The 21792-nt window shown below is 55.6% G+C and carries 26 protein-coding genes; 5 read left to right on the forward strand and 21 right to left on the reverse strand.

Going from position 1 to position 21792, the window contains the following annotated elements:
• The 9 genes from JBO43_RS20415 to fkpA form a co-directional block, all read right to left on the reverse strand.
• The coding region (locus JBO43_RS20415; protein ID WP_227256966.1) for a GTP-binding protein at nt 1–214 on the reverse strand (214 nt) is incomplete at its 3' end.
• 67 nt (nt 215–281) lie between these two features.
• Nucleotides 282–2396 (reverse strand): elongation factor G, encoded by a 2115-nt coding sequence (gene fusA / locus JBO43_RS20420; protein ID WP_095283672.1) that lies wholly within the window; start codon nt 2394–2396, stop codon nt 282–284.
• Between the two features lie 95 nt (nt 2397–2491).
• Nucleotides 2492–2962, reverse strand: coding sequence for a 30S ribosomal protein S7 (gene rpsG, locus JBO43_RS20425; RefSeq protein WP_004106370.1), 471 nt, complete (start codon nt 2960–2962; stop codon nt 2492–2494).
• 96 nt (nt 2963–3058) lie between these two features.
• A complete protein-coding gene (rpsL, locus tag JBO43_RS20430; RefSeq protein WP_000246815.1) occupies nt 3059–3433 on the reverse strand; it encodes a 30S ribosomal protein S12 in 375 nt (124 codons plus the stop codon).
• A 124-nt stretch (nt 3434–3557) separates the two neighbouring features.
• Nucleotides 3558–3845: a sulfurtransferase complex subunit TusB gene (gene tusB / locus JBO43_RS20435; protein WP_202674935.1), complete on the reverse strand. Its 288-nt coding sequence runs from the start codon at nt 3843–3845 to the stop codon at nt 3558–3560.
• A gap of 7 nt (nt 3846–3852) precedes the next feature.
• Nucleotides 3853–4212 (reverse strand): sulfurtransferase complex subunit TusC, encoded by a 360-nt coding sequence (gene tusC / locus JBO43_RS20440; RefSeq protein WP_095283674.1) that lies wholly within the window; start codon nt 4210–4212, stop codon nt 3853–3855.
• Complete coding sequence (tusD, locus tag JBO43_RS20445; RefSeq protein ID WP_103948224.1) at nt 4212–4598, reverse strand: sulfurtransferase complex subunit TusD; 387 nt, start codon at nt 4596–4598, stop codon at nt 4212–4214. The genes tusC and tusD overlap by 1 nt, the downstream gene beginning before the upstream one ends.
• Nucleotides 4598–5320 (reverse strand): helix-turn-helix transcriptional regulator, encoded by a 723-nt coding sequence (locus JBO43_RS20450; protein ID WP_095283676.1) that lies wholly within the window; start codon nt 5318–5320, stop codon nt 4598–4600. The genes tusD and JBO43_RS20450 overlap by 1 nt, the downstream gene beginning before the upstream one ends.
• Before the next feature lie 164 nt (nt 5321–5484).
• Nucleotides 5485–6306, reverse strand: a complete 822-nt coding sequence (gene fkpA, locus JBO43_RS20455; protein ID WP_095283677.1) for an FKBP-type peptidyl-prolyl cis-trans isomerase — start codon at nt 6304–6306, stop codon at nt 5485–5487.
• A 236-nt stretch (nt 6307–6542) separates the two neighbouring features.
• Between fkpA and JBO43_RS20460 the strand changes: the two genes are divergently transcribed.
• Nucleotides 6543–6761 carry a protein SlyX gene (locus JBO43_RS20460; RefSeq protein WP_095283678.1) on the forward strand — a complete coding sequence of 73 codons (219 nt, stop codon included), beginning with the start codon at nt 6543–6545 and terminating at the stop codon, nt 6759–6761.
• 49 nt (nt 6762–6810) lie between these two features.
• Here the strand turns inward: JBO43_RS20460 and slyD are convergent, their stop codons facing one another.
• The 4 genes from slyD to kefG all read right to left on the reverse strand — a co-directional run bounded on the left by slyD (nt 6811) and on the right by kefG (nt 10063).
• Entirely contained in the window at nt 6811–7398 is a 588-nt protein-coding gene (gene slyD / locus JBO43_RS20465; RefSeq protein ID WP_095283679.1) for a peptidylprolyl isomerase, read from the reverse strand.
• Between the two features lie 94 nt (nt 7399–7492).
• Entirely contained in the window at nt 7493–7693 is a 201-nt protein-coding gene (locus tag JBO43_RS20470; RefSeq protein ID WP_095283680.1) for a YheV family putative zinc ribbon protein, read from the reverse strand.
• Nucleotides 7694–7703: 10 nt separating this feature from the next.
• Nucleotides 7704–9509, reverse strand: a complete 1806-nt coding sequence (gene kefB / locus JBO43_RS20475; protein ID WP_095283681.1) for a glutathione-regulated potassium-efflux system protein KefB — start codon at nt 9507–9509, stop codon at nt 7704–7706.
• Nucleotides 9509–10063, reverse strand: coding sequence for a glutathione-regulated potassium-efflux system ancillary protein KefG (gene kefG, locus JBO43_RS20480; protein WP_103948220.1), 555 nt, complete (start codon nt 10061–10063; stop codon nt 9509–9511). Before kefG ends, kefB begins: the two co-directional genes overlap by 1 nt.
• A gap of 121 nt (nt 10064–10184) precedes the next feature.
• Here kefG and JBO43_RS20485 point away from each other — a divergent pair, with 121 nt between their 5' ends.
• Nucleotides 10185–12089 carry an ABC transporter ATP-binding protein gene (locus JBO43_RS20485; RefSeq protein ID WP_202674936.1) on the forward strand — a complete coding sequence of 635 codons (1905 nt, stop codon included), beginning with the start codon at nt 10185–10187 and terminating at the stop codon, nt 12087–12089.
• A gap of 15 nt (nt 12090–12104) precedes the next feature.
• Nucleotides 12105–13037, forward strand: coding sequence for a LysR family transcriptional regulator (locus JBO43_RS20490; RefSeq protein ID WP_103948219.1), 933 nt, complete (start codon nt 12105–12107; stop codon nt 13035–13037).
• Between the two features lie 183 nt (nt 13038–13220).
• Here the strand turns inward: JBO43_RS20490 and mdcH are convergent, their stop codons facing one another.
• The 8 genes from mdcH to mdcA form a co-directional block, all read right to left on the reverse strand.
• Nucleotides 13221–14117, reverse strand: coding sequence for a malonate decarboxylase subunit epsilon (gene mdcH, locus JBO43_RS20495; RefSeq protein WP_202674937.1), 897 nt, complete (start codon nt 14115–14117; stop codon nt 13221–13223).
• A complete protein-coding gene (locus JBO43_RS20500; protein ID WP_103948217.1) occupies nt 14117–14734 on the reverse strand; it encodes a malonate decarboxylase holo-ACP synthase in 618 nt (205 codons plus the stop codon). The genes mdcH and JBO43_RS20500 overlap by 1 nt, the downstream gene beginning before the upstream one ends.
• Nucleotides 14735–14736: 2 nt before the next feature.
• Nucleotides 14737–15696, reverse strand: coding sequence for an AEC family transporter (locus tag JBO43_RS20505; protein WP_095283687.1), 960 nt, complete (start codon nt 15694–15696; stop codon nt 14737–14739).
• A 126-nt stretch (nt 15697–15822) separates the two neighbouring features.
• Nucleotides 15823–16623 carry a biotin-independent malonate decarboxylase subunit gamma gene (mdcE, locus tag JBO43_RS20510; protein WP_103948227.1) on the reverse strand — a complete coding sequence of 267 codons (801 nt, stop codon included), beginning with the start codon at nt 16621–16623 and terminating at the stop codon, nt 15823–15825.
• Nucleotides 16623–17456 carry a biotin-independent malonate decarboxylase subunit beta gene (locus JBO43_RS20515; RefSeq protein ID WP_202674938.1) on the reverse strand — a complete coding sequence of 278 codons (834 nt, stop codon included), beginning with the start codon at nt 17454–17456 and terminating at the stop codon, nt 16623–16625. Before JBO43_RS20515 ends, mdcE begins: the two co-directional genes overlap by 1 nt.
• Entirely contained in the window at nt 17449–17748 is a 300-nt protein-coding gene (gene mdcC, locus JBO43_RS20520; protein ID WP_202674939.1) for a malonate decarboxylase acyl carrier protein, read from the reverse strand. The genes JBO43_RS20515 and mdcC overlap by 8 nt, the downstream gene beginning before the upstream one ends.
• Nucleotides 17749–17757: 9 nt before the next feature.
• Nucleotides 17758–18615, reverse strand: coding sequence for a triphosphoribosyl-dephospho-CoA synthase (locus JBO43_RS20525; protein WP_202674940.1), 858 nt, complete (start codon nt 18613–18615; stop codon nt 17758–17760).
• A complete protein-coding gene (gene mdcA, locus JBO43_RS20530; RefSeq protein WP_202674941.1) occupies nt 18615–20270 on the reverse strand; it encodes a malonate decarboxylase subunit alpha in 1656 nt (551 codons plus the stop codon). The genes JBO43_RS20525 and mdcA overlap by 1 nt, the downstream gene beginning before the upstream one ends.
• A 279-nt stretch (nt 20271–20549) precedes the next feature.
• Between mdcA and JBO43_RS20535 the strand changes: the two genes are divergently transcribed.
• Nucleotides 20550–21572 carry a hydrolase gene (locus tag JBO43_RS20535; RefSeq protein ID WP_202674942.1) on the forward strand — a complete coding sequence of 341 codons (1023 nt, stop codon included), beginning with the start codon at nt 20550–20552 and terminating at the stop codon, nt 21570–21572.
• Nucleotides 21569–21787, forward strand: coding sequence for a YheU family protein (locus JBO43_RS20540; protein ID WP_095283693.1), 219 nt, complete (start codon nt 21569–21571; stop codon nt 21785–21787). The genes JBO43_RS20535 and JBO43_RS20540 overlap by 4 nt, the downstream gene beginning before the upstream one ends.
• The last annotated feature ends 5 nt before the right edge of the window (nt 21788–21792 follow it).

The raw sequence follows: 21792 nt of genomic DNA on the forward strand, positions 1-21792 counted from the left end.
TGTCATATTCAACGTGGGAAGTGTTGATGGTGATACCACGAGCTTTTTCTTCTGGTGCGTTATCGATCTGGTCGAATGCACGAGCAGAACCACCGTAGGTTTTAGCCAGAACGGTAGTGATTGCAGCAGTCAGGGTAGTTTTACCGTGGTCAACGTGGCCGATAGTACCAACGTTGACGTGCGGTTTTGTACGTTCAAATTTTTCTTTAGACACGGCTATATTCCTTACTATAGTGCCCCCTCACCGAGGGGACACGGGATTTTGGTTTTTAAACCCGGGCTTATTTGCCGCGGGCTTCGATTACGGCCTGAGCAACGTTGTTAGGCGCATCATCATACTTCAGGAATTCCATGGAGTAAGACGCACGACCTTTGGTCAGAGAACGCAGCTGAGTTGCGTATCCGAACATTTCAGACAACGGAACTTCAGCATGAATCTGAACGCCAGTAGCGTTAGATTCCTGACCTTTCAGCTGACCACGACGACGGCTAAGGTCACCGATGACATCACCAGTGTTCTCTTCCGGAGTCTCAACTTCAACCTTCATGATAGGCTCAAGCAGAACTGGTTTCGCTTTCTTAAAGCCATCTTTGAAGGCAATAGAAGCGGCCAGTTTAAACGCCAGTTCAGAGGAGTCAACGTCATGGTAAGAACCGAAGTGCAGACGCACACCCAGATCTACTACCGGATAACCAGCCAGTGGACCAGACTTCAGCTGCTCCTGGATGCCTTTATCAACGGCAGGGATGTATTCGCCAGGAATTACACCACCTTTGATGTCGTTGATGAACTCGTAACCTTTCGGATTTGAGCCCGGCTCCAGTGGGTACATGTCGATAACAACATGACCGTACTGACCACGACCACCAGACTGCTTAGCGTGTTTACCTTCAACATCGGTAACTTTCGCACGAATCGCTTCGCGGTAAGCAACCTGAGGTTTACCCACGTTAGCTTCAACGTTGAATTCACGCTTCATACGGTCAACGATGATGTCGAGGTGCAGTTCACCCATACCAGCGATGATGGTCTGGTTAGATTCTTCATCAGTCCATACGCGGAATGATGGGTCTTCTTTAGCCAGACGGCCCAGAGCCAGACCCATTTTTTCCTGGTCAGCTTTGGTTTTCGGTTCAACGGCGATAGAGATTACCGGCTCTGGGAACTCCATACGCTCCAGAATGATCGGGTGATCTGGGTTACACAGGGTGTCACCAGTAGTCACGTCTTTCAGACCGATAGCTGCAGCGATGTCGCCCGCACGAACTTCTTTGATCTCTTCACGTTTGTTCGCGTGCATCTGTACGATACGACCGAAACGCTCACGTGCCGCTTTCACGGAGTTCAGGATGGTGTCACCGGAGTTAACCACGCCAGAGTACACGCGGAAGAACGTCAGGTTACCCACGAACGGGTCGGTAGCAATTTTGAACGCCAGTGCAGCAAACGGCTCTTCATCACTTGCGTGACGTTCAGCCGGAGTGTCTTTACCGTCGTCCAGGATACCGTTGATCGCAGGAACATCTACTGGAGATGGCAGGTAATCAATTACCGCATCCAGCATTGCCTGAACACCTTTGTTCTTGAACGCAGAACCACAGGTTACCAGGATGATTTCGTTGTTCAGAACGCGCTGACGCAGAGCTTTCTTGATCTCTTCTTCAGTCAGTTCTTCACCACCCAGGTATTTCTCCATCAGCTCTTCTGAAGCTTCTGCAGCGGACTCGATCAGGTTCTGGTGCCATTCTTCGGCCAGTTCCTGCATGTCTGCTGGGATATCTTCATAAACGAAGGTGACGCCTGCATCTTCTTCGTTCCAGTTGATGGCTTTCATTTTCACCAGGTCAACAACACCGGTGAAACCTTCTTCAGCACCAATTGCCAGCTGCAGCGGAACCGGAGTCGCGCCCAGACGGGTTTTGATCTGACCAACAACTTTCAGGAAGTTAGCACCCATACGGTCCATTTTGTTAACGAACGCGATGCGTGGAACTTTGTATTTATTAGCCTGACGCCATACGGTTTCAGACTGTGGCTGAACACCACCAACTGCGCAGTAAACCATTACTGCACCATCAAGAACACGCATGGAACGTTCAACTTCGATAGTGAAGTCAACGTGGCCCGGGGTGTCGATGATGTTTACGCGATGCGGTTCATACTGCTTAGCCATACCTGACCAGAATGCAGTAGTCGCTGCGGAGGTGATAGTAATACCACGCTCCTGCTCCTGTTCCATCCAGTCCATGGTAGCTGCGCCGTCATGAACTTCACCGATTTTATGGTTTACACCGGTGTAGAACAGAATACGTTCGGTAGTAGTGGTTTTACCGGCGTCGATGTGCGCACTGATACCGATGTTACGGTAGCGTGCGATGGGTGTTGTACGAGCCATTTGATTCCTCGTTTGATTCTTTGGCGTTCAGTTAAGTAACCCAGAGCGGGCGGCTTCTCTGAAGCGCCCGCCTGGTGACTATGACTCCGAAGGGATTACCAACGGTAGTGTGCGAACGCCTTGTTGGCTTCTGCCATACGGTGAACGTCTTCACGTTTCTTAACTGCAGTACCTTTGTTGTCTGCAGCATCAGAAAGTTCGTTCGCCAGACGCAGAGCCATGGATTTATCACCGCGTTTACGAGCAGCTTCAACGATCCAACGCATTGCCAGAGCATTACGACGAACCGGACGAACTTCAACTGGAACCTGATAAGTAGAACCACCAACGCGGCGGGACTTAACTTCTACAGTTGGGCGAACGTTGTCGAGAGCGACTTCGAAAGCTTCCAGTTCATTTTTACCAGAACGCTGAGCCAGGGTCTCCAGCGCGCTGTATACGATTGCTTCTGCAGTAGATTTTTTACCATCTACCATCAGGATATTTACAAATTTTGCCAGCAGTTCTGATCCGAACTTAGGATCTGGAAGGATTTTACGCTGACCAATGACGCGACGACGTGGCATGGGAATACTCCGTTGTTAATTCAGGATTGTCCAAAACTCAAAGAGTTTAGTTTGACATTAAGATAAATCAGTTTGGCCTTACTTAACGGAGAACCATTAAGCCTTAGGACGCTTCACGCCATACTTGGAGCGAGCTTGCTTACGGTCTTTAACACCGGAGCAGTCGAGCGCACCACGAACGGTGTGATAACGAACACCCGGAAGGTCTTTTACACGACCGCCACGGATCAGGATCACGGAGTGTTCCTGCAGGTTGTGACCTTCACCACCGATGTAGGAAGTCACTTCAAAACCGTTGGTCAAACGCACACGGCATACTTTACGCAGTGCGGAGTTTGGTTTCTTAGGAGTGGTGGTATATACACGGGTACATACACCACGTTTCTGCGGGCAGGCTTCCAGCGCAGGCACGTTGCTTTTTGCAACTTTGCGAGCGCGTGGTTTGCGTACCAGCTGGTTAACTGTTGCCATTAAATAGCTCCTGGTTTTAGCTTTTGCTTCGTAAACACGTAATAAATCGACCTCATACAATATGAGGACGCGAAATTTTAGGGCCACGCTGAAAAGGTGTCAAGAAATATACAGCGATCTCGCCTCACCAACTCATTTGAGTTGTGTGTTTCACCGTGAGATTGACGAAATCAGTATAGCTAACCGCGTCGATTTTGGCTGAAATTTGACCAATAAGACCGCGCGCATCAATGTCTTCCTTTAGCGCAGAGACTGTAATGGGGGCATTGTTGAGAATTTCAACAAAGCGGCTGCCTTCAATTGCGGCCAGAACACCGTCCTGAATCAGCAACAAATCGTCGCCTTCACCCAGCATTCTCAGCAACCCTTCGATATCGCATTGCCACGGGGAGTGGCGCAAGGTATGGAGCATGTCGGCCTCAGAAAGTCAGAACAGTATGATAATGGGAGAGTTGTTCGCGTAAATCTTCTGGCGCAATAATCGTAGCATCCAGGACCATCGCTGTATTTTCATCCAGTCCGCGCGCTTTTAAAGAGGCCGCACAGACCCAAAATGTCTCGATGTCATAAAGCGGAAGAACTTTAAAGGTCGCGATATAATCTCGTGCGAGGATCTTTTGCGGCTGCTGCCCGGCTAAAAGCTGGAACACACCATCACCGATAAAGAACACGCCGATATCCTCCGTCAGAGCAGACGTCGCCAGAAGCGCATCAAGCCCTTCTCTGCCGGCTGCGCTGCCGTGTGGAGCAGAAGTAAAGACAAAAGCAATGCGGTTCATCAGAATTGTACCATCCGGTCGCAGGTCAACGCTGCTTGCGCCAGCGCGCCTAATCCGCTGAGAGAAAATCCAGGCTGAAGATTCGCCCCCGCAAGGCCCAGGCGCTCGGCTTCCGCTTTATCCGTCACGCCGCGACGCAAGGCCGCCGCTACGCAGATGTGCAGCTCGACGCCCTGCTGCTCATTGAGTTTCTGCCAGCCGCGAACCAGATCAAATTCATCCGACGCAGGCGAGGTCAATTGATTGGCGTTGTAGACCCCTTCGCGATAGAAAAACACACTGCTCAGTTGATGCCCGGCAGCCAACAACGCCTCAGCAAATTGTAAAGCGCTACTGGCCTGCTGGGTACCGTAAGCCGGTCCCGTCACCATGATGGCAAAACGCATTACTTTTCTTGCCCCAGGAAATCACCGCTTTTGAACTGGCGGATGTAGAGATACACCGTGTGCTTGGAAATATTCAGGCGATCGGCTACCTGGTTAATCGCATCTTTAATGTCGAAGATGCCTTTCTCATAGAGGTTCAGCACAATCTGACGGTTCTTGGCATTGTTCGAGACGTTGCGATCGGCATTCACTTCTTCGATGGTGAACTCCAGCGTCTGAGTCACGAGGTCTTCGACAGAAGAAGCAAAGTTTACCGACGAGTTCACTTCCGGCGTTTCAGGCGGAACAAAAGTGCTCATGATTTGAGAGAACGGTACATCGAGATTGATGTTGATACACAGCAGTCCGATTACGCGGTGATCGCGGTTACGGATAGCGATCGTTTCTGATTTCATCAGAACGCCGCTTTTGGCACGAGTGAAATAACATTTGGAGACGCTGCTGTCCGCGCCGGTCATGTCGTGCAGCATACGCAGTGCAAGGTCGGTAATTGGCGATCCAATTTTGCGGCCAGTGTGCTCACCATTAGCAATGCGGATGGCGGAACATTTCAGATCTTGCAGGGAGTGCAATACGATTTCGCAGTGGGAGCCAATGAGCATCGCTAACCCGTCCACCACCGCTTCGTAGGATTTGAGAATATCGAAGTCGGTCTGGTCGAAAGGACGTTGATCCAGCAAATCAAGCTCACTGGTTTCGTTGGTTAAAAGCGACCTGGACATGAAAAAAACACTCCTTTTCAGGAGCCTGTCATTAGGTTGTCAGGGCAGGCTCATATTTACACGGACAACTAAATTAATACAGCGTAGGTAACGCTTTCCAGTGTTAATTATATCTGCCCCACAATAAAAAAACCGCCGCCTTAAAGGCGGCGGTTTTCAGCGTTTTACTTCTTCGCTGCGTCTGCAGCTTTATCATCTGCTGCAGCATCTGGTTTGGCATCTGCCTTCGGTGCTGGTTTGATGTCCAGCAGCTCAACATTGAAGACCAGAGTGGAGTTAGCCGGAATACCCGGAACGCCGGTTTTGCCGTAAGCCAGATCCGGTGGGATCACCAGCTGAATTTTACCGCCTTTCTTGATGTTTTTCAGGCCTTCGGTCCAGCCTGGGATAACACCGTCAAGACGGAAGGAGAGCGGCTCACCACGGGTGTAAGAGTTATCGAACTCTTTACCGTCGATCAGGGTACCTTTGTAGTTAACCACCACGGTATCGCTGTCTTTCGGTGCATCGCCTGTACCGGCTTTTTCTACTTTATACAGCAGACCGGTAGAAGAGGTTTTCACACCCTTCTCTTTAGCAAAAGTATCGCGGTAGGCTTTGCCCTTCGCTTCGTTGTCTTTTGCGTCTTGTTCCATTTTGCCCTGAGCAGCGCCCTTCACGCGAGCTTCGAAAGCCTGCAGAGTCTGTTCGATTTCCTGGTCAGACAGTTTGCTCTTGTTTGCAAACGCATCCTGAACACCGGCGATCAGCTGGTCTTTATCCAGTTTGATGCCCAGTTTCTCTTGCTCTTTGAGAGAGTTTTCCATGTAACGACCCAGAGATGCGCCCAGCGCATAGGCTGATTTCTGGTCGTCATTTTTGAACGCAGCTTTGCTGTCTGCGCTAGCGGCAGGTTTCGCAGCGGTATCAGCAGCGAAAGACAGCGGCGCATTCAGTGCGACGGCCATCGTGGTCGCCAGCAGCGTTACTTTAAACAGTGATTTCATCCATTTCTCCAGGTCCGGGGCCTCTCACCCCGGCAATAAACGTATATGAGAAGCGTACTATAGAACGTTGCAGAAGAAATCTACAGACAGACTCTCCCTAAACTCGCCTCTTTTCAGACTATTTTTGTTTAAATAAGTTTCTTGCATTAAGGCAGGATGCTTTACAGAGGCGTAAACTCGGGTAAAATTCGCCGCCGCCAACGCCTGAGGCGTGCGAAACTACAGAGAGGTCAATCATGCAAGAAACTACGATGGAAGCGCGGCTGGCCGAGCTGGAAAGCCGCCTGGCTTTTCAAGAAGTTACCATAGATGAGCTGAACCAGACCGTGACAGCTCACGAACTGGAAATGGCCAAACTGCGCGATCTTCTGCGTCTGTTAACGGAAAAAGTGAAAGCGAGTCAATCATCACACATCGCTTCGCAGGCCGAAGAGACGCCACCCCCTCATTATTGAGGCGTAAAAAAAGCGGGATTAAATCCCGCTTTTTTATTGGTGTCAGCGATTAGTGGCAGCCGCAACCACCGTTACCGCCACAACCACCTTTGCCGTGCTCATGACCGTGGTCATGATCGTGGCCGTGACCACCGCAGCAACCGTCGTGGTCGTGATCGTGGTCGTGACCGTTCGCACCGTGAACGTGGCCATGAGCCAGTTCTTCAGCGGTCGCTTCACGAATCGCGATAACTTCTACGTTGAATTTCAGATTCTGACCAGCCAGCATGTGGTTACCGTCAACCACGACGTGCTCGTCTTCTACTTCGGTAATTTCTACCGGTACTGGACCCTGGTCGGTTTCCGCCAGGAAGCGCATGCCAACCTGCAGCTCGTCAACGCCCATGAACACGTCTTTAGGAACGCGCTGAACCAGATTATCGTCGTACTGACCGTAAGCGTCGTTCGCGCCTACAGCAACATCAAATTTGTCGCCAACAACATGACCTTCCAGCGCGTTTTCCAGGCCGGAAATCAGGGAACCGTGACCATGCAGGTAGTCCAGCGGCGCACTCACCGGAGACTCATCAACCAACACACCGTCTTCTGTACGTACCTGATAGGCCAGGCTGACCACCAGGTCTTTTGCTACTTTCATGATATCTCCTGAGCGTGGGAAAATTGCTGGCGCAGATTGTAGCGGAAATCTGCACCCGTGTACCCTTTAGCTTAAAAAAACTCAGGGCATATCGCTAGTCTGGATGAAAAATCCCGATCACTTGCTCTTCTTTGCGAACATGCTCGCGAACCTCTTTGTCCGCTTCACGCATCTGATGCCCGCACTTAACACATTCAACAATATCAATATTATTTTCGCGCCACATGGCCAGGGTATCTTGTGCCTGGCAGGACGGACATTTTGCGCCTGCAATAAAACGTTTACGTACTGGCATACTTTTTCCTCTATTCAAATTCATCCCAGCCGTCCAGCTGACGTCGTTCCTTTTGCATTTCCCGCTGGAAGATCTCTTCCAGTTCACGACGCGCTTCCCGCACGCGGGAGATCTGCGCCGTATCGCTGTGGACCGGCATCAGCTCGCGCAGCATGCGCATATCGAGACGGCGGAAATGCAGCTGTGCGCGCTGCGCCTGATGCGGATGCATCCCCAGCGACACCAGCGTTTTGCGACCCAGTTCCAGCGCGCTGGAAAAGGTTTCGCGTGAGAAATTCTTTACACCCGCCTGCAATAGCTCGTGCGCCTCTACACGACCTCTGGCGCGAGCCAGAATATGCAGGTGCGGAAAATGCTGCTGGCACAGTTCCACCAGCTTCATGGTGTCTTCCGGCTCGTTACAGGTGATGACGATAGACTCCGCCGCCTGCGCACCCGCCGAACGTAACAGTTCAAGCTGAGTAGCGTCGCCGTAATAGACTTTGTAACCGTATTTACGCATCAGGTTGACCGCGCTGATATCGCGCTCCAGCACCGTAATGCGCATTTTGTTGGCCATCAATAAACGACCTATCACCTGCCCAAAACGACCAAATCCCACCACAATCACCTGCGGCTTGTCGTCATCCACCCACGGCGTTTCGCCCTCGTCTTCCGGCGGGTTAAAGCGCCGCGACAAGGATTTATCAATCAGCTTCATCAGTAGCGGCGTGGTCATCATTGAGAGCGTTACCGTCACCAGCAACAGCGCCATCTGATCGTCCTGAAATAAACGCTGCGACGATGCAGTGGAGAAAAGCACAAAGGCGAACTCTCCGCCCTGGCTCAGCACGCCCGCAAACTGCATGCGCTCCGAGCTTCTGAGACGGTAAATGCGCGCCAGCACGTATAACACGCCGGTTTTCACCGCCACCAGCACCGCCACACTCAGCACCACCCACAGCAGATGGGTGTATAACACGCCAAGGTTGAGCGCCATCCCCACCGAGATAAAGAACAGCCCTAACAGCAGCCCTTTAAACGGATCGATAGCCGTTTCCAGCTCGTGGCGATATTCACTTTCCGCCAGCAGCACGCCCGCAATAAACGTCCCGAGTGCCATCGACAGCCCTAGCGCATCCATAAACAGCGCGGAACCCAGCACCAGCAGCAAGGTCGCCGCGGTAAACACTTCGCGCACGCCGGACGCCGCAATAAAGCGGAACACCGGGCGCAGCAGATAGCGCCCACCAATCAGCATGCCCGCGAACGCCAGCACTTTCATGCCGACCTTCATCCAGTCAAAGTGATCGTCTCCGGAACCGGCGAGCAGCGGTACCAGCGCTAACGCCGGAATCACCGCTAAATCCTGAAACAGCAAAACCGAAAACCCGAGCTGGCCCGATTCGTTGCGATTCATCCCCTTATCGCGCATCAGCTGCAGCGCCATCGCCGTCGAAGACATCGCAAGCCCTATCCCGCCGATCACCGCCGCCTGCCATTTAAATTGGGTGAGCATCAGCAATCCGCCGAGGATAACCGCGCTGAACAGCACCTGCGCGGCGCCCACGCCGAAAATCGATCGCCGCAGTTGCCAGAGCTTCGCCGGGTTCAGCTCCAGCCCGATGATAAACATCAGGAACACAACGCCTAATTCGGAGAAGTGCAGAATCTCATCGACGTCGCTGATAAACCCCAACCCCCACGGGCCAATCGCAATCCCCGCCAGCAAATAACCCAGCACCGCACCGATACCCAGCCGGGAGGCTACGGGCACCGCGACCACCGCTGCAAAAAGAAACAGCACGCCAGCCAGTAACAGATCGGAACCTTCCATCAGCGGCCTCCTGTCAGAATCGGTGAGGCCAGCCAGTCGCCGTAGGCTTTGGCGTGACTTGCCAGCTCTTGAGAAGGCTGGCGACGCGCCCAATACACCACAATCGGGCTCATCCACTGCATGCGACACATGGCCGCCGTCAACTCAAAAGGGCGCAGAATATCGCTCATGGGATAGCGGTTTAACCCGTCGTGGCGGTAAGCGCTCTCGGGTTCACCGGTAGTGATGACACTCCGCCAGTACTTTCCCGCCAGCTGGTTTCCCCCTGGTCCACTGGAAAAACCGCGGGTCAACACCCGGTCCAGCCACTCTTTCAGCAACGCCGGACAACTGTAGGTATAAAGCGGATGCTGGAACACAATCACGTCATGCTGACGCAACAGCTCCTGCTCGTGCGGGATATCAATAAAAAAATCGGGATAGTGCGCGTACAGGTCGTGCACCGTTACATTGCTGAGCTGTCGAGCCGGTTTGAGCAAAACCCGGTTGGCGACCGAGTCCTCTGATTCCGGATGGGCATACAGCAGCAGCACTTTCGCTGTCTGGGACATCATTCCCCTCCCGGGTCGTCATCATGGCCATTTTCGGCTAACATGGCACGCCTGCGCGTAGCGCGGCACTACATCTAACACCATTATAATGACAACTTAACATAGTCGGAACACACGGCGCTCTATGATTGTTTTCTCCTCGTTACAAATTCGTCGCGGCGTACGCGTCCTGCTGGACAACGCTACAGCCACCATTAACCCTGGACAAAAAGTCGGTCTGGTGGGCAAAAACGGCTGCGGCAAATCCACCCTGCTGTCGCTTCTGAAAAACGAGATGAGCGCCGATGCAGGCAGCTTCACTTTTCCGGGAAACTGGCAGCTGGCCTGGGTTAACCAGGAAACACCGGCGCTGAGCGTTCCGGCTCTCGACTATGTGATTGACGGCGACCGCGAATACCGCAAGCTGGAAGCCGAACTCAACGCCGCCAACGAGCGTAACGACGGCCACGCCATCGCCACGGTTCACGGCAAACTGGATGCTATCGACGCGTGGACCATCCGCTCGCGCGCCTCTAGCCTGCTGCACGGTCTGGGCTTCAGCAACGAACAGTTGGAGCGTCCTGTGAGCGATTTCTCCGGCGGATGGCGTATGCGCCTGAACCTGGCACAAGCCCTGGTGTGTCGCTCTGATTTACTGCTCCTCGATGAACCCACCAACCACCTCGATCTCGACGCGGTGATCTGGCTGGAAAAATGGCTCAAAAGCTATCAGGGCACGCTGATCCTGATCTCCCATGACCGCGACTTCCTCGATCCGGTAGTGGATAAAATCATTCATATCGAACAGGAGTCGATGTTCGAATACACCGGCAACTACAGTTCGTTCGAGCGTCAGCGCGCCACGCGCCTGTCCCAGCAGCAGGCGATGTACGAAAGCCAGCAGCAGCGTGTGGCCCATCTGCAAAGCTTCGTCGATCGCTTTAAGGCCAAAGCCTCGAAAGCGAAACAGGCCCAGAGCCGCATCAAGATGCTCGAACGCATGGAGATGATCGCCCCGGCGCACGTGGACAACCCATTCCACTTCAGCTTCCGCGCGCCGGAGAGCCTGCCGAATCCGCTGCTGAAAATGGAAAAGGTCAGCGCGGGTTACGGCGAGCGCATTATTCTCGACTCCATCAAACTCAACCTGGTGCCAGGTTCACGTATCGGTCTGCTTGGCCGTAACGGCGCGGGTAAATCCACGCTCATCAAACTGCTGGCGGGCGAACTCAACCCGGTAAGCGGCGACATCGGTCTGGCCAAGGGCATCAAGCTGGGCTACTTCGCCCAGCATCAGCTGGAATTTTTACGCGCCGATGAGTCGCCAATCCAGCACATGGCGCGCCTCGCCCCGCAAGAGATGGAGCAGAAGCTGCGCGACTACCTCGGCGGTTTTGGCTTCCAGGGCGATAAAGTCACCGAGAATACCGAACGTTTCTCCGGCGGCGAAAAAGCCCGTCTGGTGCTGGCGCTGATCGTCTGGCAGCGTCCAAACCTGCTGCTGCTTGATGAACCGACCAACCACCTGGATCTCGATATGCGCCAGGCATTGACCGAAGCGCTGATCGAATTTGAAGGCGCGCTGGTTGTCGTCTCGCACGACCGACACCTGATCCGCTCGACTACTGACGATCTGTATCTGGTTCACGATGGCAAAGTTGAACCATTCGACGGCGATCTGGAAGATTATCAGCAGTGGCTGACCGACGTTCAAAAGCAGGAAAACCAGCCTGCCGACGACGCGAAAGACAACGCCAACAGCGCCCAGGCGCGTAAAGATCAGAAGCGCCGCGAAGCAGAACTGCGCACCCAAACGCAGCCGCTGCGTAAAGAGATCACCCGTCTGGAAAAAGAGATGGAGAAACTCCACGCCGCGCTGGCCACGGTGGAAGAGAAACTCGGCGACAGCGGACTGTACGATCAGGCGCGTAAAGCTGAACTGACCGAGTGCCTGCAAGTTCAGGCTAAAACCAAATCCGGCCTCGAAGAGTGCGAAATGGCGTGGCTGGACGCCCAGGAACAGCTGGAAGAGATGCTGCAAAGCGATTAAGAAAACCGGAGGGTTATGACTATCGACATCACGAGCGACATTACATTTCGCAAGCTGAGTATTTTCATGACCTTCATGGAAAAGGGCAACATCGCCCGCACCGCCGAGGCGCTTGGCCTGAGCGGTGTGAGCGTCCATCGTGCCCTGCACACCCTGGAAGAGAACGTTCGCTGCCCGCTGTTCACCCATAAAGGGCGCAATCTGATTGCCCTGCCCTCCGCCTGGACGCTGCTGGAGTATTGTCAGGAAGTGATGCAGGTGATGGAGCGCGGGCTGGAAGAGTCGCGCAAAATCGCCGGAATTGGTCAGGGACGTCTGCGCGTCGGTACGCTCTATTCGTTGACGATGGAAACTGTGCCGCGTCTGATTATGGGGATGAAGCTGCGCCGTCCGGATCTGGAAATGGATCTGACGATGGGCTCTAACGACACTCTGCTCCATCTGCTTGACGAAGGCTCGCTGGACGCGATTCTGATCTCCATTTCCGAAAGCGATATCGACCGCAACACCCTCGAAGTGCTGCCCCTGTTCCACGACGATATTTTCCTCGCTGCTCCTGCCTCCGCCAAACTGAACAGCAGCGGGCTGGCAGATCTGCGCGATTACAAAGATCAGAAGTTCGTCTCGCTGGCAGAAGGGTTTGCGACCTACGCTGGTTTTCAGGACGCGTTCCATATTGCCGGATTTGAGCCGGAAATCGTCACTCGCGTGAATGATATCTTCTCGATGTTAAGTCTGGTGCAGGCGGGGGTGGGCTTTACGCTGATGCCGGGCAGGATGAAAAAGGTGTACGAGAATTCGGTGCAACTGCTGAAGCTGGCACAGCCGTACCAGATGCAGCAGTTGATTGCGATTGTGTTTGCCCGCAACCGCGAGCAAGACCCCAGCCTGCGAGCGTTAGCCGCCGAAGGGCGGATGTATGCGCGCAGTTTGCAGGAGAGTGCCTGATTTTTTGCCGGGTGGCGGCTACGCCTTACCCGGCCTACTTGTTCGGTGCGGTCTTTTTGCCGGGTGGCGGCCGCGCCTTACCCGGCCTACTTGTTCGGTGTGGTCTTTTTGCCGGGTGGCGGCTGCGCCTTACCCGGCCTCGGTTTTGTAGGCCCGATAAGCGCAGCGCCATCGGGCAAAAAGCTACCCGCGCAGCCGCCTCGCCAGATGCACCGCCACGTCCACGCCACTGCGCTCCAGCGAAACCGCTTCACCGTCCCACGATGCCTGTCGCGTCAGACACGTCAACACGCCGCCGGGCGGCATCTCGATTGCCAGTCGTGCTTCGCGTTCGTTGGCGGAAATCACCGCCTCCTGCCAGCGCACCGTGCGTGCCATGTTCATTGCCAAATCATCCGCGATCTTTTCCGGCTGCCACAATACCCGTCCGGTACTGCCGCTGAGATACGCGCAGCGCGGACGCGAAAGCGTCACCTCGCTGAACGCCGCAGCCAGTTTCTGCGCCGGAACTGCGAGCAGTTCACAGTGCGACGGCACGCTCACCGCCAGCCGATGGGCTTTATTCGCCCCCTTCTCCAGCGCGCGTTTTGCCACCTGCGCCATTCCCTCATCGGAACCGGCAATCACAATCTGCGTTTCCGCATTCAGATTGGCGATATAACAGCCCGTGTCGAGGATCAGACTCTCGACCTGCGACAAGGCCAGGCCCATGATCGCCGTCAGGCCATAGCCGTGCGGATACGCCTGTTCCATCAAATCACCGCGCAGTGCCACCAGCCTTAGTGCGTCAGTAAACTCCAGCGCACCGGCGATCACCGCAGCAGGATAAGCACCAATCGACAGACCGCTGACGATATCCGGCGTAACGCCGCGTCGCTCCAGTTCGCGAGCCCACGCAACGCCAGCAATCAGCAGACAAAGCTGCACCGCGCGGGTATGTTGCAGCGCAACGGGGGAATCGAGTAAATCGGCTTCTGCGCCTAAGACTTCGCGCGCTATCGCCAGCTCCGTTCCCGGAAGGTCCTGCAGCATGCTTGCACGCTGCGTTCCCTGTCCCGGAAAGGTAAACAAAATTTTCATCACGCCTCCCTGTTCCACGGATCGGCCACCAGGCGCGGCCCGGTGTGCGTTTTCAGCAGCGCTTTACCGTCGCGAAGCCACTCGTTCAGGGCAAAACCGCCTGCTGGCGTTTCTACCTGCGTGTCCACGCGGCACAGCGCATGGCGAAGCTGTCCCGCCCAGCGTTCTAATTCCTCCGCCGTTAACGGCTGTGGAGCACGGATAAGCAGGTCGAGATCGCTGTCGGCATGTATCACCGGCACGCCCGTGGCCAGCGCGTATCCGGTACTTCCCGTGATACCCCACGTCCACGGCCACGCTTGCTGCGCCAACTGGAACGCCACCTGAACCGGGGGCTGAGTGATAAACGGCGAGCGCAGCAAATCGGTAGCCGCACTCAGGTCCTCTGGCGACACCACGCGCGTCACGCATTCGGGCTTCACCCATCCGGCAGCACGCTGATCGCGTTTCAGACCGCGCACACCGACAGGTATGCGCCCGTTGCCGTCAACATCACGCCGCACCACCACAGGCAAACCGGTATGCCACACGCCATCCACCCAGGATTCGGTGATACCTTCCAGCGCGTCTCGCGCGGTAAGCCAGATAAGATCGTGCGGGCGTAATGTTGTGGTCATGATTACATTCCTGAAGTCAGCGAGATAAACAGCGGCAGAGACAGGATACACAGGACCGAGCTCAACAGCAGCACCGCTTCTGCATCAGGCGACTGCACACCAAAACGGTTGCCGAAAACCACGCCGAAGAAACCGGCGGACAGGGCAATCATCAGGATCGCGGTGATGGCCACAGAACCGTGCAGGCCGAAAATCAACACCAGCCCCCAGGCAATCGCCGGTTGAATCAGCAGTTTGGCGATGGTCGACGTGATGACCATCGTGTTGATTTGCAGCTTACGCGCAGAGAGGATCACCCCGGTCAGGAACAGCGCCGCCGCGGTCGCCGCCAGGCCCAGCGGTTTGATGGCCGCGAGAACCAGTTCCGGCATTTTGATGCCGATAGCCGAGAGAATCACACCCAGCAGCGGGCCCATCACGATCGGTTTCTTGATAGAGCGCCACATCAGTACCGGCAGCATCGCCAGCGTCGAACCGCTGTTATTGCCTTCGGCGCGCGCTTTTTCACGCTCCAGAATCAGCAGGCAGAACGGCGTCATCAGCACGGAACCACAGGCGATAGACACCGCCACGGAGAGCGACGTTGCAGAGCCTTCACCGAGCACGCTACCGAGGATCGGCAGACCGAGCGCCGCATAGTTTGGCAGCGCAACGGTTAACGTCAGCACAGCCGCATCTTGCGGTGATTTTTTAAAGACTTTAGTGGCGAGGAAATAGATCGCCGCGTAGGTAATCCACATCGCCAAAGTGAGCACCAGAATCAGCGGTGACTGAGCGAGGATGCCGGTCCACGGCGTTTGTACGGTCGCGCTAAACAGCGCGGCGGGCAGCGCAAAGTCCATAACAAAGATATTCAGCAGGGAGACATTTTTGTTGTCGACCATTTTGGCCTTACCGGCCCAGAATCCCAGCAGCATGATGACGAAAATCGGAGCAAGAGCATGAACAATTACGTAAGTCATATATCACCTGTAATGAGTAAAAAATAAGCACTGACGCGATGATTATTATTTTTCAGGATGCAGGTTCCCACGCAGGCGCAGCGGTTGCGCCCACGAGGACCAGACATCTGGCAGGTCTTTTTCTACTTACCAGCTTGCTCGCATACGTTCGCGTACCAGAGCAGAGCTGCGGCGATTATCAGCACCCAAACGGCTTTTCAGCGTGGTGTCCTGACGCGCGTCGTTGATGGCCTGTTGCAGAGTGGTTTTCACCTGCGCCAGATCGGTGTCGGAAGGTGCGTCCGGATTGCTGATATCCAGCAGATCGGCGAGCAGCCCGAGGGTGGCGTAGTTACTGATGTCATACGCCATTGGCGGGATGGTGGCCGCCAGTTTTTCCAGCGCCTCGACGGTACGCAGGGTGATACGCGCGGCGGACTCTTTGCCCATCGCATGAATCAGCACGCCTTTGTCGTTGAACGCAATCAGGCGGTTTGCCTGGTAGCCGTGCGCCAGAAACGCGCCAGACATCGCTTTGCCGACGATCAGGCCAATCACCGGATGACCGGCCAGACGCGCATTGGCATACGCCGCAGCCGCACCGGCCAGCGCCTGATGAATACCGAACGCCTCTTCGCGGCGACCATACGCCTGGCTCGGCACGTCAATCACCGCCACAATCGGGCGTTTGACGGCTTTATCGGCGTCCGCCGCGATGGTTTCGCTGACCACTTTCGCCAGCGTCCAGCCTTCCAGCAGCCCCACTTCACCCTGCGCAGCGCGTGGGAAATGGTTGTTCGCATCTGGCACCACGGCGACATAACGCACGCTTTCGCCGTTCAGTTCACCATCAGCTGCCTGTACTGACGGGCACAAACCTGGCAGACGTGGAGCATTCGGGGCGAGAGTTTGCAGCCATAATTCGCCACGGCTGATTGAGTTAGTCATCATTTCACCTCCCGGGCAAAAAGGGCATGGATCTGTTCGGTATCCGCCTGTTTGCGGGTATCAAACTGGCTCAAACGATTCAGATAATCGTCATAGTTATCGGTGCGATGTTTCGCCGGAACGCCTTTGGCAATCGCGTCGTTCATCGCCTGTTTCACGGCGTTCACGCCATCGCCCACCAGCGCATCCACCAGACCACTTTGATAGCGGATCTCGCCGCCGGTCATGCTCCAGATAAACGGACGGTCGCGGGAGTCGTACTCTTCGATTCCGGCTTCCTGCTCGATAACCTGCGGGCCGTTCAGACCGAGACGCGCTTCGCGGGTGACAATCAGATAGCTACACAGCGCCGCAGCGATAGACATCCCGCCGAAGCAGCCGACGGTACCGGCGACAATTCCAACAACCGGGGTATAGCGACGTAAATCGACAATTGCCGCATGAATGTCGGCAATCGCCGCCAGGCCGAGATTGGCTTCCTGCAAGCGCACGCCGCCGGTTTCGAGGCACAGCACCGCCTGCGTTGGGATGCCGTTGCGGTTGTCTTCTGCCGCCAGCTCCAGCGCTGCTGCCATTTTGGCACCGGACACTTCGCCCATACTGCCGCCCTGAAAAGCACCTTCAATCGCCACGACTACCGCAGGTTTTCCGTTGATTGTGCCTTTCGCGACCACCATGCCGTCATCCGCCTGCGGCACGATGCCCTGTGCGCCGAGCCACGGCGAGGTGATGCCTTCAAACGGGTCCAGCAGTTCACGGTAGCTGCCGTCATCCAGCAACGTTTGCGCACGCTGGCGCGCTCTTAATTCGATAAAACTGCGATCGTCACGCATGGCTCACCTCTTCAAATACCTGTTCGATACGAATGCGTGCCACGCCTGGGGTTGCGCCGAAGTCGTGAATGGACAGCGTCCCGCCAGGCAGGCTGCTCACGGTTTGCAGACGGCTGAACAGCGCTTCCCAGCGACCAAGGCTGTTGTCGACGGACGTGGTGATATTGATGGTTAAGGTCTGGCTCGGGTCGGCGGTGAATAACACTTCCATATCACCGGAACCGACAACCCCTGCCAGCGCCCTGCCGCTCAATGCGCGGGTGGCGGGCACGGTTAATGTGATTTTTTCCATAACATCCTCTTAATGCTTTGAATAAGGCGTCTCGACGCGGTCGAGGAACAACGTGGCGGCGAGCAGATCGGCGGCACCACCCGGTGAGGCATTCAGCGCCAGCATCTGGCGGTCGAGCACCGCAAGGGCGCGCTGGCCTTCAGGTAGTGCGCTTCCGCCCGCATGAAGCACGGCGCGAGCGCCTTCCTGCATCGCGTCCAGCCCTTCCATTCCGGCGCGGGACAGCACGCAGGTGTCGGTGAGCGAGGTCATGATGGCCATCAGCGCATCGAGTCGGGCGTGCGTTTCACTGCTGCCGTTCAGTCGGCTAAGACGAAGCTGGGGCAGCGCGCGCTGTAAAATATGCGGGAACGCCTGCTGCGCCTCTTCACGCGCACCCGGTACGCGATACCGATGCGTGGCGCGAAGCCCTTTGCTGAACACTTTCGGTGCTGCATCATCCGGCAGTTTTGCCAGTTCCGCCGCCGTCATGGCGATGGTCTGCGGTTTGGCGTCACCGCCGAGCATCGCTACCGCGCTCACCAGCAGTCCGAGCGCCCAGATAGCGCCCCGGTGCGTATTCACGCCGCCGGTGGCGAACATCATCTGCTGCTCGCCTTCACGGCCCAGTCGCCCGATGGTTTGCCTGAGCGCAATGTCCGCCGGACGCTGCCAGCTTTGTTGCGCCAGCGCCTGAAACGTCGGGGTCAGGCTATGCGCGGACCGCTCCATCAATGCGAGCGAAAGATCGTGGTGCGCACCGTTCCCCCGACTGTCCACCAGACCGGGTTTCGGGCTTAATCGTGCTTCGTCAATCAGACACTGCGTGGCGGTTCGCGCCAGCCATTCGGCACCGCCTTCAACCTGAATCTGGGGCAGAAGTTTCATTACCAGCTCCGGAATTTCGCAGGTGGGTTATAAAGACCACCTGACCATTCAACGAGGTCAGACACACTGCCGGCTGCCAGCAGAGAACGGGTCGCGTCGGTGCGACGAATGCCCATATCTTCCGGGTAAACCACTTTGCCGCTCTGGCGCAGTGCGGCGACGCGTTTGGCGTCCACACCCAGACCGATGTCGGTGATCCCGGCAACCGCGGCGACCATCGCGCGGCGCTCTTCGAGATTTTCGGCGCGATAGAGGTACGCAATCCCTTCTTCGGTCAGCACGTGGGTCACGTCATCGCCGTAGATCATCACCGGTGCCAGCGGCATCCCGGAGGATTTCGCGACTTCAATAGCGTCGAGTTTTTCCACGAAGGTCGGTTTCACGCCCGCCTGGAAAGTTTCGACCATCTGCACCACCAGCTTTTTACCGCGCTGCATCGGGTCTGGTTCGGTAATCATGTTCAGCCACGCAGGTGTGGCATGACGACGACCGTGCGGATCGTGGCCCATATTTGGCGCGCCGCCGAAGCCCGACAGACGACCACGGGTCACGGTAGAGGAGTTGGCGTAGCCATCCACCTGTAAGGTCGAACCGATAAACATGTCGACCGCATACTGGCCCGCCAGCTGGCAGAACGCGCGGTTAGAGCGCATCGAGCCGTCGGCACCGGTAAAGAACACGTCCGGGCGAGCGCGGATGTACTCTTCCATCCCCAGTTCGCCGCCGAAGCAGTGCACGCTCTCCACCCAGCCGCTTTCAATCGCCGGGATCAGCGTTGGATGCGGGTTCAGGGTCCAGTGTTTACAGATTTTGCCTTTCAGGCCGAGCTGTTCGCCGTAAGTAGGCAACAGCAGCTCAATCGCGGCGGTATTAAAACCGATACCGTGGTTGAGAGACTGCACCTGGTGTTCCGCGTAGATGCCTTTAATCGCCATCATCGCCATCAGGATATGTTCTTGCTTGATGAGGCGCGGGTCGCGGGTAAATAACGGTTCGATGAAGAACGGCTTGTCGGCCACCACCACGTAATCAATCCACGAGCCCGGAATATCCACGCGCGGCAGATCGCATTCATCATCCACCAGCTCATTCACCTGGGCGATGACGATCCCGTCGTGGAACGCAGCGGCTTCAACCAGCGCTGGGGTGTCTTCGGTGCTCGCTCCGGTGTAAAGGTTGCCTTTTCGGTCAGCTTTAAACCCGGCAATCAGCGCCACGTTTGGCGAGAGATCGACGTACAGGCGGGAGTAAAGCTCGATGTAAGTGTGGATGGCGCCGATTTCGAGCTGACCGTCTTCCAGCAGCTGCGAAATACGCAGGCTTTGGGTGCCGGAGAAAGAGAAATCGAGCTTGCGGGCGATGCCCTTTTCAAAGATGTCGAGATGTTCGCTGCGCCCGACGCTTGGCATGATCATATGCAGGTCGTGAACGATTTGCGGATTTACTTCGGCCAGAGAGCGGGACAGAAAATCGGCCTGCTTTTGGTTGTTGCCTTCCAGAACGACTTTGTCGCCCGGCGCAATCAGTTTTTCCAGCATGGCGACAAGATCGTCGGTTGGCAGAACCTTGCCTTGCACCGGGACAGAAGCCAGGCGGCGCGCTTTTTCAGTGCGTCGCGTGTTCCAGACACGGGCGGGTGTTTGCCCAGATAACATTATTAACCTCCTGATTCAGCACATCATTCTGATTTGCTTAACGCTGAACAAAGTGTGCGCCCTGGTGAGAAAGGCATCAATTAAGCGTAGAGTGGAATCATTAGCCTGAGAGTAATAATCGAGGTAAAGATTTGTGATCGAGATCAGTTCACATCGCGCGAAAAAATGTCAGAGGCGGCAGAAAGGGCTAAATCAGAGGTAAACGCCCCTCGTTTTCATAAACAGGGTACAATTCGGCAGGTATAGTAAATGGCTGACAAGAATTAACATTGCATCGTTATGACCCAAATTATTCCATCAGATTTCGAGATCGCAGGCGCTGAGAGCGCAGACTTCGTGCCCATGCGGGGCGTGGCGAACCCACACCTGCAGACCATGCTGCCGAGGCTGCTGCGCCGAAAACTGCAGTTTACGCCGCACTGGCAGCGTCTCGACCTGCCGGACGGTGATTTCGTGGATTTAGCCTGGAGCGAAGATCCTGAACAGGCTAAACATAAACCGCGTCTGGTGTTGTTTCACGGTCTGGAAGGCAGTCTCCACAGCCCGTATGCCCACGGCCTGATCCACGCGGCAAAAGAGCGTGGCTGGCTCGGCGTGGTGATGCATTTTCGCGGCTGTAGCGGTGAACCGAATCGTCGCGAGCGCATTTATCACTCCGGTGAAACCGAAGACGGCACTTGGTTTTTGCACTGGCTGAAGAACAGCTACGGCAGCGTGCCGACCGCCGCTGTGGGCTATTCCCTGGGTGGCAATATGCTCGCCTGCCTGCTGGCTAAAGAGAGCGACACGGTCCCACTGGATGCGGCGGTGATCGTCTCCGCGCCGTTTATGCTTGAGCAGTGCAGCTATCATATGGAAAAGGGCTTTTCACGCGTCTATCAGCGCTACCTGCTGAACTTACTCAAGGCTAACGCCGCACGTAAGCTGAAGGCCTATCCAGATACCCTGCCGATCAGCCTGCAACAGCTGAAGCGTATGCGTCGCCTGCGCGAGTTTGACGATATGATCACCTCGAAGATCCACGGCTTTGCTGACGCCATCGACTATTATCGTCAGTGTAGCGCCATGCCGTTGCTGAACCAGATAACCAAACCGACGCTGATCATCCATGCGAAGGACGATCCCTTTATGGATCATCACTCCATTCCCGCGCCGGAACATCTGCCTGCAAACGTGCAGTATCAACTGACGGAGCACGGCGGCCACGTCGGCTTTATCGGCGGCACGTTGCGCCGCCCGAAAATGTGGCTGGAGTCGCGCATCCCCGACTGGTTAACCCCTTTTCTGGAGAGAGTAAAATGATGATTCCCTGGCAGGATCTGGCTCCCGAAACGCTGGATAGCCTGATTGAAAGCTTTGTATTACGCGAAGGCACCGATTATGGTGAACATGAACGTTCGCTTGAACAAAAGGTCGCCGATGTAAAACGGCAGCTACAAAGTGGCGAGGTGTTGCTGGTGTGGTCAGAACTGCACGAAACCGTCAACATCATGCCGCGCAATCAGTTTCGCGGTTGATTGTT

Origin of the sequence: Lelliottia jeotgali, from assembly GCF_016771845.1 — a bacterium.
GTDB lineage: Bacteria > Pseudomonadota > Gammaproteobacteria > Enterobacterales > Enterobacteriaceae > Enterobacter > Enterobacter jeotgali.